The following is a 10,524-nucleotide window of genomic DNA, read 5'->3' as shown; positions in this document are numbered from 1 at the left end:
CCGACGCAAGCTCAAATGGTATCTAGCGCGTCGGGTCTACAAGATCCTCAACGCGCTAGATACCGTTCCTCAACCTGCTTGACAAGACATAGAAGGATCGAGGTTGCAGAGCCGCCGTCAGGTAGCAGGGGAGGGGCAGTGGGGTGACCGCAGCGTGATCCCGAAGTGAACGAACCATCAGAGAGTCCATATACTGGGGGCCATGACGATTCTCATTGGCTACCTACCTGCTCCCGAGGGTGAAGCTGCTCTGCGCGCGGGCTTCGCAGAGGCCAAGCTGCGGTCGAGCGCTGCCGTCGTGATCAACTCGCAGCGACGAGGTGCCAGTGGAACTCCGACCGAGATCGGTGAGGACGAGATCAAGCGGATCATCGACCTCGGCAAGGAATCGGACGTCGAGGTCGAGGTTCTCCAGCCCGATCATGAAGACGATCTGCCCGGCACGCTCAACGACCTCGCGGAGGAGTACCGGGCCCAGCTCATCGTCATCGGTCTGCGCAAACGCTCGGCGATCGGGAAGTTCATCCTCGGTTCGCAGGCACAGCGCATCCTCCTCGAGGCCGAGGTCCCGGTGCTGACCGCAAAGGCCTGAAACCTCGCCGAGGCAGCCCTGGCCGCCGTCCTATCGCTGCAGTTCCAGCTCCCATCCCCATGCGAGGAGCTCGGCCAGCGACACGCCGTCGGCGTCACTGAGATCCGTGATCTGAGTGCGGCACGAATAGCCGTCGGCGAGCACGATCTGCAGCCTGTCGGCCGTGCCGGACTGCGTCGAAGCGATCGGCGGAGTATCTGCCGCACCAACCGGGGGAGCGTCTGCGCCGGAATCAAGTGCCGACTCTGAACCTGTGGCTCGACTTCGCCTGCGCAGGGCGGGCAGCAGAGCCACCTCAGCAACGGCGACCGAGGTCTCGTAGTGTCCTTCTTCGACGCCGAAGTTCCCGGCCAGACCGCAGCAGCCGCCCAGGAATTCGGTGCTCGCTCCGGCTCTGGCCAGCAGCTCCCTGTCCGCGGCGGTGCCGAAGATCGCCGACTGGTGACAGTGCGGCTGCACAAGTGCCTCGACTCCGGACAGGTCCGGCAATTCGGCACCGATGCTCAGCAGGTATTGGGCAAGAGTCTGCACTCGTTCGGCGACTCGGTGCGACGCCTCATCGGCGACGAGCTTGAGCGAATCGTCCTTGAGCGTGGCCAAACATGAGGGTTCGACACCGATGATCGGCACATCTCCGGTGGCATCCAAAGCGGTGATCGTCTCCGACAGATTCGCCTTCGCGGCATCGAGCTGGCCGGTGGAGATCAGCGGCAGTCCGCAGCACACGGTCTGATCGATCACCCGCACATGCACTCCGGCATGCTCGAGTACGGCGACGGCCGCAGCGAGGATGCGCGGAGCGAAGTGGTTCGACCAGGAATCGGCGAACAGCACCACTTCGGCGTGCGGACGTGATCCCGGTGTCGCAGATGACCCCGCTGGTGACGCGGACCCCGCAGATGACCCCGCTGGTGACGCGGACCCTGCCGGTGACGCGGAACCCGCACGTGACCCCGCGGACCCCGCACGTGACTCCGCCTTCACGCGGGACCGGGGCCCCGCCTCGGCGGTGGTGTTCCACCATTTCCTGAACGTCGTGGACGCGAACTGCGGGATCGACCGGCGGACGTCGATTCCGGCCATCTTCTTCGCCAGCGTCGTCAGACCAGGCAGCCCTGAGACTCGGTTGACGGCGGGCGCGAGCGGGGTGATCAGGCGCGCGAGCTGCGGGAGGAACCCGAGCGAATAGTGCTTCATCGGCCGCAGCCTGCCCTGATAGGACTGGTGCAGGACCTCGGCCTTGTACGTGGACATGTCCGTGCCGGTCGGGCACTCGGTCCCGCAGGCCTTGCACGACAGGCACAGGTCGAGGGCCTCGTGCACCTCGGGGGAGTCCCACCGCGGCTCGAGCAGGTCCCCGGAGACCATCTCCTGCAGCACCCGTGCGCGTCCCCGCGTCGAATGCCGCTCATCGCGGGTGGCCTGGTACGAGGGACACATGATGCCTCCTCCGGCCGCCGAGTCCGCACGACATTTGCCGACTCCGGTGCACCGGTGAACGGCCGAAGCGAAGCCCGCGGACTCGCCTTCGTACGCCATCGCCAAGGTTCCCGGCAGCTCCTGCCGCAGCGGCAGCTGGGTCAGACGGACCGACTCGTCGAGGGCATCGGGGTCGACGATGACACCGGGGTTGAGCAGATGCTGAGGGTCGAAGAGCCGTTTGACCTGGGCAAACAGATCGAGGGCCGCTGGGGTGTACATGAGACGCAGCAGCTCGGACCGGGCCCGACCGTCCCCGTGTTCGCCGGAGACCGAACCGCCGTAGCGGGCCACGAGCTTCGTCGCCGCGACCATGAAATCGCGCATCACCTGCCCGCCGTCAGGGTCCTCGAGGGGGAAATCCACGCGCATGTGCAGGCAGCCATCACCGAAGTGCCCATAGGGAATGGCCCACAGCCCGTGTTCCTCGAGCAGCTCCATGAGGTCATGCAGATACTCGCCGAGGTGGTCCACCGGGACCGCGGAATCCTCCCACCCCGCATGGGCGTCGCGCCCATCGGGGGTACGTGAGACCAGACCGGCGCCGTCGGCGCGGATCGCCCACACATCGGCAGCCGCCTGAGGATTGAGGACGGCGGAATCGAGCGACTTCGATTCAGCGATGAGACGCTGAGTCTCCTGTTCGAGTGCGGCATCATCCTCACCGGTGAGCTCGACGACGAGCCAGCCCGCGCCGTCGGGCAGCGGGGGGACCGCCTCGGCGCCCTTGGTGTCGATGACCCGGTCGAGCATCCGCGAATCGAGGCCCTCGCAGGCGGCGACGGGGAAGTCCCCCAGCAGCGGTGCGTCATGGGCGGCGGCGACCATGTCCTCATAGCCGAGCACCACCGCCGAGGTGAAGCTCGGATCCTTGACCAGGCGCATCTTTGCGGCGAGGACGACACCCCAGGTGCCCTCGGTGCCGGCGAAGGCTCGGCGCACGTCGAAGCCGTTCTCCGGCAGGAGGGACTCGAGTCCGTAGCCGGAGACCTGGCGGGAGAAGGTGCCGAAGTTCGTGCGGATGGTTCCGAGGTTCTGTGCAACGAGCTCGTGCAGCCGTGGGAAAGTCGCGGATGCGTCCGAGTCGTCGAGGGTCACAACGGTGCCGTCGATGAGCATGACCTTCAGCGCCAGGACGTTGTCGCTCGTGCGCCCGTAGCCCAGTGCTCGGGGGCCGCAGGCGTTGTTGCCGATCATCCCGCCGATCGTGCACCGGGTATGAGTGGAAGGATCGGGGCCGAAACGCAGACCGTGCGGTTTGGCCTGTTTCTGCAGGTGGGCATGGACGCATCCGGACTGCACCCAAGCTGATTGCCCCTCCGGGTCGAGCTCGAGGACCGCATTCATATGGAGGGAGAAGTCGAGGACGACGCCGCGGCCGATGGCGTTGCCGGCGATGGAGGTGCCCGCACCACGGCTGGTGATGGGCACACCGAGGCGGCGCGCGATGGAGAGGACTCGGGCCACCTCTTCCTCATCGTGAGGGAAGACGATGGCTGCGGGGACGAGCCGGAAGAGAGAGGCATCGGAGGAGTATGCGGCGCGGTCGGTATCGTCGATGCTGAAATCTCGGACCCCGGCGGTGCGGAACTGCTCGGCGAGGGTGGTGGGAAGCGCTGTCTGGGACTCGTCTTCGTCGACGGTCGCCCGATTCGCTCCAGTGGGATGGGCCATAGTCGTCATGTCCGCATTGTGCCACTTGGGTTGCCGAAACATCGATCCCTTCCATACGGACAGTTGCGGATCGGCAGTCATTCTCAGAACGCCAGAATCGTTATCGTTTCGTTATCTAGCATGCTCAGAACGGTGCTATTCGGTGGCCTGAGTTCCCAGATCCGGGAATTCTTGGCGTCTTGACATATTCGTGGTATCTAATGGGACTACACCAATTCGTGGCAACGGGCCACTACATGAATGCAAGGGAAGAAACCATGTCTCGTCGAGCTCGTGAATTGACAGTTGATCAGACTGCATTAGTCGGAGTCGTCCGAAAGGTCGCACGGCAGCGTTCGAAAATCAACACCGACTATGTGATGGCGATTCTGCGCGCCCGTGAAGAGGGTGCGACCTTCGGTGCGATCGCCGAGGCGGCCGGCACCTCCTCGCAGGCGGTTCAGGAGATCGTGCGCAGGCACGGGCCGGTCAAGCGCAGTGAGCCGAAGACCGGAGTGGCCGACCCCGCCTGATCCCAAGTACTGCAAGGGCGGGAGGGCATCTGACGGCCACCTCTGTGCTCAGACTTCCCGCACAGAGACCAGGGCGGTGATCCGAAATCGATACGGATCACCGTCCTTGTGTGTTTCATGAACGTTTTCCGACGGTTCCGTGACCGAATCATTGCGCCTGCCAGTGGCCGCAATTCACGCTCTAGAGACAACGGAGCCGATGACTGAACAAATTCCCCAAGCGATTTCTCTTCGGCGCAGTGAAATCGTCCGCGATCCGATTCCTCGTCGATTTGTGAAATTGCCGTTGCGAACGTGTCGCAGCGACAACTGCAGATGCGTTCCGAATGGGCGAGAACGACTGTGCAGCCTGAGTTCTCGACCGTCCGAAGCGGCTTAGATACAAGAAGTACATATTCGTCGACGTATTGCAGTCTTGTTACACAGGATTCGGATCGCACGGGGCGAGGGTCAGTGGTGCTCGTGACTGGCTGCGTCATTGTGTGTTGAGTGCTCAGCGGTCGTGAGGCGGAGCAGCTTCGTGTGGGTGAGCGGGTTTCTGCCTGCGGACGCTTGGCCGAGGCGCGGGGCGGATTGTCTAGAGTGGCCGTATGAACTCCGAGCTCGAATCGCTGCCCGCTGAGATCGTCGACCTTCCTCTGATCCGCATCGCCTCTGACCTCTCACTCATGGCCTGGGAGCAGATGGGCGCCTGGAGGCCGCTGCTCGGCGCGAGCCTCGATGCCAGCGTCGTGGACACGAAGACCTCACCGAACGACCTCGTCACCCGCGCCGATGCGCAGATCGAGGCGCTGGTTCGCGGCTACCTCAATCGAGTCAGGCCACACGACCTCATGGTCGGCGAAGAGGGGTCGGAAGCCCTCGCCCCGGTCGAGTTCTTCCCGCAGGACCTTCTGCACAAGCTCCACGCCTTCGACCCGGAGACCGGCGGACTCGTCGAGCTCGGCGACGGAGGGGCGAGCGCCGGAGCGTCCGGTGCTGCGGGGTCAGGCCCCGGGAGAGCGGACGGCGGACCACGCCTGGAATGGCATGTCGACCCGATCGACGGGACCGTCAACTATGTCCGCAATATCGAGCATCACGCATTCTCCGTCGGTGTCTGCGTCGCTGGAGATGGCAAGGACGCAGGCCTCGGGCTCGGCGACTGGCAGATCGGACTCGTCGCTTCACCCGGATTGGGTGCCACATGGTTGGCGGCTGCGAGCCGCGGCGCCTTTCGAATCGACGGGCGCTTGGCCGACTATTCCGAGAGCGGTTCTGCCATTCCTGCCCGGCGCCTGCGCGGCACTCCGCCCGGACTGTCCGGAAGGCTTCTGGCCACTGGATTCGCCTATGCCTTGAGCAATCGCGGGGTGCAGTTGGCCAAGCTCGAAGACCTGATGACAGGCTATGACGATATCCGCCGCTGCGGCTCGGCTGCACTCGACCTGTGCATGGTCGCTGAAGGCCGAGTCAACGGCTACGCCGAACGCGGTCTGGGTATCTACGACTACGCCGGCGGCGCCGTCATCGTCGAAGAGGCGGGGCTCAGAGTCAGCCGCGGCGGCGCGGGAGGTCCGACTGCCGCAGCCGACACCCAGGAGGAGGTTGACCGCCTCGTGGCCGCCATCTGAGACGAAACCCAATGGAAACCGAGCCGGCGGTCGCACTGCCTCAGTGACGGAAACCGGTCGTCACCTGGGGTGATACCTGAACCTGATGTATCCGGGAAGACTTCTGACTTCATCTGATGTGACGTAGATAACGTCATGCTTTTTTGACTTTATTTTCAAAGCCTAGGCTAAGCTTACTTCCAGTGTGTGCACACGCTTCTCCCATCCGTTCATACTTGGAAGTAGGACCACCCATGGTTTCGACTCGCCTTCAACTGAGCGCCCTGGCAGGCGTCGTCGCTCTCACGCTGGCCGGCTGCGGCTCGTCCGGCTCTGACGAGAGCCAGGCCAACGCCGAAGGTTCCGGCGGCACGATCGAGGTCGAGGACAACAACGGCAAGCAGACCGTTGCCAGTCCTCCGGAGTCCGTCGTCGCCACTGACAACCGGACTTTCGAGACGCTCAGCGACTGGGACATCGAGCTCAGTGCCGCCGCCGTGTCCCTCATGGATGAGGACCTCGACTACACGAAGGACGATTCGATCCTCGACCTCGGCAACCACCGCGAACCCGATCTCGAGAAGGTCGTCGAGGCCAAGCCCGACCTCATCGTCAACGGACAGCGGTTCTCCCAGTACCACGACGATCTGGCGAAGTACGCACCGGACGCCACCGTGCTCGAACTCGATCCCCGCGACGGTGAGGACTTCGGGGAAGAGCTCAAGCGCCAGACCACCGTCCTCGGCGAGATCTTCGACAAGCAGGACGAAGCCAAGAAGCTCGTCGACGACTTCGACGCATCGGTCGAGAAGGCCAAAGATGCCTACGACGGCAAGCAGAAGACCATGGGCCTGATCACCTCCGCCGGTCAGATCGGGTACGCGGCGCCCACAGTCGGCCGCACCGTCGGTCCGGTCTTCGACATCCTCGACCTTGAGCCCGCCCTCGAAGTCGAAGGCTCCGACGACGACCACCAGGGTGACGAGGTCTCAGTCGAGGCCATTGCGGACTCGAACCCGGATCTCATGGTCGTCATGGATCGCGACGCCTCCTTCCCAGCCGATGAGCGCGAGGACGGATCCGCCCCCGCCGCCGAGGTGCTCGAGGACTCCGAAGCACTCGCCGACGTTCCTGCGATCAAGGACGACAGCATCGTCTACTTCCCCGAGGACACATACCTCAACGAAGGCATCCAGACGTACACCGAGTTCTTCAACGACTTCGCCGACACCGTCGGCAAGTAACTGACGCATCCCCTCGGCGGTGGATCGGGTCCCAGCCCGGTCCACCGCCGAGCCGTGAGTGAGACCGAACCGACGACAAGCACCGACAGGCGACACATGACACGCACCGACACCCGAACTGAGCGCAGGGGTGACGACCCGACCACCGCCTCGGCGACGTCATCCCCGGCGGGCAAAGGTCGGCTCTTCGACTGGAAGCTGCTGCTCGGCGTCGGCGGAGTCCTCCTGCTCCTGACCGTCTCCCTGCTCACCGGCGTCTACGACATCTTCGGCGGCGACGGCGGCGGCCAGATGTTCCAGATCACCCGCATCCCGCGCACCATCGCCCTCGTCCTCGCCGGTGCTGCCATGGCCATGTGCGGCCTCGTCATGCAGCTGCTCACGCAGAACCGCTTCGTCGAACCGACGACCACAGGCACCACGGAATGGGCCGGACTCGGCCTCATGCTCACCGTCATCCTCTGGCCGGACGCGACGATCCTGGCCCGGATGATCGGCGCGATCCTCGCCGCCTTCATCGGCACGCTCGTCTTCTTCCTCTTCCTCCGCCGCGTCTCGCTCAAGTCCTCACTCATCGTTCCGATCGTCGGCATCATGCTCGGCGCGGTCGTCGGCGCCGTGTCGACTTTCGTTGCAGTGCAGACGAACATGCTCCAGGCGCTGGGCATCTGGTTCGCCGGCAGCTTCACCACCATCCTGCGCGGGCAGTACGAGACACTGTGGATCGTCGCGCTCGTCGTCGTGGTCGTCTTCATCACCGCCGACCGATTCACCGTCGCCGGCCTCGGCAAGGACGTCGCCACGAACGTCGGCCTCAACTACGACCGGATCATCCTCATCGGCACGATCCTCGTGGCCATCGCCACCGGCATCGTCACCGTCGTCGTCGGCAGCCTGCCGTTCCTCGGCCTCATCGTGCCCAATATCGTCTCGCTGCTGCGCGGCGACGATCTGCGCAGCAACCTGCCGTGGGTGTGCCTGCTCGGCATCGCCATCGTCACCGTCTGCGACCTGATCGGCAGGGTCATCATCATGCCCTTCGAGGTGCCGGTCTCGCTCATCCTCGGCGTCGTCGGTGCGGCGGTCTTCGTTGCCCTCCTCCTCCGTCAGCGAAAGCGGGGGTGAGTGCGATGAAGGCAAAGAACGACGGTTACGCAGACGTCAGTGACACGATCAGTCAGGAGCCGCCTCGGCGGCATTCGGGATCCTTGGCCACCGCGAAGGCGAAGTGGCGGTACTGGGGAATCCTCGCCGCCCTGATCATCGCAGCGGCGGGGATCGCACTCGGGCTGCTGGCCTGGGACAATCCGCTGCCGATCACGGATGAGGGGTTCTGGCTGATTGCGCAGATGCGGGTCGAGAACCTCGCCGTTCTCGCCGTCGTCGCCCTCTGCCAGGCGTTCGCGACGGTGGCATTCCAGACGGTGGCGAACAACCGGATCATCACCCCGTCGATCATGGGATTCGAGTCGCTCTACGTGGCGATCCAGACCTCGGCGATGTACTTCTTCGGGGTCACTGCGATCTCCCAGCTCCAAGGACTCGTGCCTTTCGTCGTGCAGCTCGTGCTCATGGCCGGGCTCTCATTGGCTCTCTACGGATGGCTGCTCTCGGGCCGCTACGGCAACGTCGCGATCATGCTGCTCATCGGCGTCGTCATCGGCGGGGGACTGGGATCGATCGCGACGTTCATGCAGCGGACCCTGACGCCGAGCGAATTCGACGTCCTCTCCGCCCGTCTTTTCGGGTCCGTGGCGAATTCGGACGCGAGCTATCTGCCGGTGGCGATCCCACTGTGTCTCATCGCCTGCGCGGGCCTGTACCTGAGTTCTTCGCGGCTCAACGTGCTCGCCCTCGGCCGGGATGCGACCGCGAGCCTGGGTCTGAAGCACAGCGTCGAGATGATCAAGGTCCTCTTCTTCGTCTCGATCCTCATGGCCGTGTCCGTGTCGATGATCGGGCCGATGATCTTCCTCGGCTTCCTCGTCGCGATGCTCGCCTACCAGTTCGCCGACACCTTCGACCACCGGTACATCCTGCCGATGGCCGCGCTCATCTCCTTCGTCGTCCTCGGCGGCGCGTACTTCGTGATGAAGAACATCTTCTTCGCCGAGGGCATCGTGTCGATCATCATCGAAATCGTCGGCGGCGGGGCGTTCCTCGTCGTCATCATGAGGAAGGGTCGCCTGTGATCACTCTCGAATCAGTCCGCAAGTCCTACAGCGACGAGGTGGCCATCGGGCCTGTCGACCTGACGATCCCCGCCGGTGGAGTCACCGCCCTCGTCGGGCCGAACGGGGCGGGCAAATCGACGCTGCTGACGATGGTCGGCCGGCTGCTCGGCCTCGACGAAGGAACCATCGAGGTCGCGGGCTTCGACGTCACCTCGACGAAGTCGAAGGACCTGGCTAAGATCATCTCGATCCTGCGACAGGAGAACCACTTCATCACCCGGCTGACGATCCGCCAGCTCGTCGGGTTCGGGCGCTTCCCATACTCGAAGGGGCGCCTGACCGTCGAGGACGAGGAGATCGTGTCGAAGGCCATCGACTTCCTCGAGCTGACCGAGCTCGAGGGGCGGTACATCGACGAACTCTCCGGCGGACAGCGGCAGCGCGCCTACGTCGCGATGGTGCTCGCCCAGGACACCGACTACGTGCTGCTCGACGAGCCGCTGAACAACCTCGACATGAAGCACTCGGTACAGATGATGCAGCACCTGCGCCGGGCAGCCGTCGAGATGGGGCGGACCATCGTCATCGTCCTCCACGACATCAACTTCGCCAGTCACTACGCCGATCACATCTGCGCGGTGAAGAAGGGCTCGGTCGTCGAGTTCGGCACCCCGGAGGAGATCATGACCGCCGAGGTGCTGTCCAGGGTGTTCGACACCCCGGTCGAGGTAATCGACGGCCCGCGCGGCCGGCTGGCCGTGTACTACTGAGCGTCTCGGGCGCTGTGGCTGACGCTGCGGCTACTGAGCCGCAGGTGAGGCGTGCACTGCGGCCACTGAGTCGCAGATGAGGTGTGTGCTGCGGCTCCACTGATCAGGGGCGGCCAATGCGGTTGGCGGTCGTCGACCCTTGATGCAGTAGGGCGTTGCAAGGAATGCTGGTGATCAAGTCCGAGGCTGCAGGGCGTCACAAAGATTGCTGGTGACGAAGCCCGAGGCTGCAGGGGCGGTGGCCGAAGGACGTTTCGCCGACTGTCTGCCGCCTGTAGCGGAGTGAAGCGGCGGCCGAGTGGCGCGTCTGTTGCCTGCCGGGTTCTGCAAACCACATCGCGTTCATGTCATCAGGACGCGGAGCCTGTTGCCGAATTGATTGGGCGTGTTTGTCAACAGGGTCCATTGCCGTTTTTGAGACAATGGACTATGGCTAAGAACTACCGTCCGGTCGATCGTGACCAGCAGTTCCTCCTCCCGCCTGATA

8 protein-coding genes are annotated in these 10,524 nt (G+C 64.2%); 7 read left to right on the top strand and 1 reads right to left on the bottom strand.

Annotated elements, in window-relative coordinates:
* Nucleotides 1-202: 202 nt before the first annotated feature.
* Nucleotides 203-592 (top strand): universal stress protein, encoded by a 390-nt coding sequence (locus EB835_RS20005; protein WP_135811174.1) that lies wholly within the window; start codon nt 203-205, stop codon nt 590-592.
* A 30-nt stretch (nt 593-622) separates the two neighbouring features.
* Here the strand turns inward: EB835_RS20005 and EB835_RS19995 are convergent, their stop codons facing one another.
* Nucleotides 623-3,754 carry an FAD-binding and (Fe-S)-binding domain-containing protein gene (locus tag EB835_RS19995; protein ID WP_240688885.1) on the bottom strand — a complete coding sequence of 1,044 codons (3,132 nt, stop codon included), beginning with the start codon at nt 3,752-3,754 and terminating at the stop codon, nt 623-625.
* 350 nt (nt 3,755-4,104) lie between these two features.
* On the opposite strand from EB835_RS19995, the gene EB835_RS20365 reads away from it, so the two are divergent.
* From EB835_RS20365 to EB835_RS19970, 6 genes are all read left to right on the top strand, one after another.
* Entirely contained in the window at nt 4,105-4,257 is a 153-nt protein-coding gene (locus tag EB835_RS20365) for a hypothetical protein (protein ID WP_168216812.1), read from the top strand.
* 590 nt (nt 4,258-4,847) lie between these two features.
* Nucleotides 4,848-5,870 (top strand): inositol monophosphatase family protein, encoded by a 1,023-nt coding sequence (locus EB835_RS19990; protein ID WP_135811173.1) that lies wholly within the window; start codon nt 4,848-4,850, stop codon nt 5,868-5,870.
* Between the two features lie 233 nt (nt 5,871-6,103).
* The gene (locus tag EB835_RS19985; protein WP_135811172.1) at nt 6,104-7,093 is read left to right on the top strand and encodes a siderophore ABC transporter substrate-binding protein; all 990 of its coding nucleotides are present in this window, start codon (nt 6,104-6,106) and stop codon (nt 7,091-7,093) included.
* A gap of 96 nt (nt 7,094-7,189) precedes the next feature.
* Nucleotides 7,190-8,218 (top strand): ABC transporter permease, encoded by a 1,029-nt coding sequence (locus EB835_RS19980; RefSeq protein ID WP_135811171.1) that lies wholly within the window; start codon nt 7,190-7,192, stop codon nt 8,216-8,218.
* 5 nt (nt 8,219-8,223) lie between these two features.
* A complete protein-coding gene (locus EB835_RS19975; RefSeq protein ID WP_135811170.1) occupies nt 8,224-9,285 on the top strand; it encodes an iron chelate uptake ABC transporter family permease subunit in 1,062 nt (353 codons plus the stop codon).
* On the top strand, nt 9,282-10,037 hold the full coding sequence (locus EB835_RS19970; protein ID WP_135811169.1) for an iron ABC transporter ATP-binding protein: 756 nt from the start codon (nt 9,282-9,284) through the stop codon (nt 10,035-10,037). The genes EB835_RS19975 and EB835_RS19970 overlap by 4 nt, the downstream gene beginning before the upstream one ends.
* The last annotated feature ends 487 nt before the right edge of the window (nt 10,038-10,524 follow it).

Origin of the sequence: Brevibacterium sp. S22 (assembly GCF_004745485.1) — a bacterium.
Lineage (GTDB): Bacteria > Actinomycetota > Actinomycetes > Actinomycetales > Brevibacteriaceae > Brevibacterium.
The sequence above is the reverse complement of the archived record's forward strand: the minus strand, read 5'-3'. Positions and strand labels throughout refer to the sequence as shown.

Excerpts from the sequence above, each read along its gene's own strand:
- EB835_RS19975 (WP_135811170.1), top strand. The coding sequence starts at position 8,224 with ATGAAGGCAAAGAACGACGGTTACGCAGACGTCAGTGACACGATCAGT.
- EB835_RS19985 (WP_135811172.1), top strand. The coding sequence starts at position 6,104 with ATGGTTTCGACTCGCCTTCAACTGAGCGCCCTGGCAGGCGTCGTCGCT.
- EB835_RS19980 (WP_135811171.1), top strand. The coding sequence starts at position 7,190 with ATGACACGCACCGACACCCGAACTGAGCGCAGGGGTGACGACCCGACC.
- EB835_RS20005 (WP_135811174.1), top strand. The coding sequence starts at position 203 with ATGACGATTCTCATTGGCTACCTACCTGCTCCCGAGGGTGAAGCTGCT.
- EB835_RS20365 (WP_168216812.1), top strand. The coding sequence starts at position 4,105 with ATGGCGATTCTGCGCGCCCGTGAAGAGGGTGCGACCTTCGGTGCGATC.
- EB835_RS19990 (WP_135811173.1), top strand. The coding sequence starts at position 4,848 with ATGAACTCCGAGCTCGAATCGCTGCCCGCTGAGATCGTCGACCTTCCT.
- EB835_RS19995 (WP_240688885.1), bottom strand. The coding sequence starts at position 3,754 with ATGACGACTATGGCCCATCCCACTGGAGCGAATCGGGCGACCGTCGAC.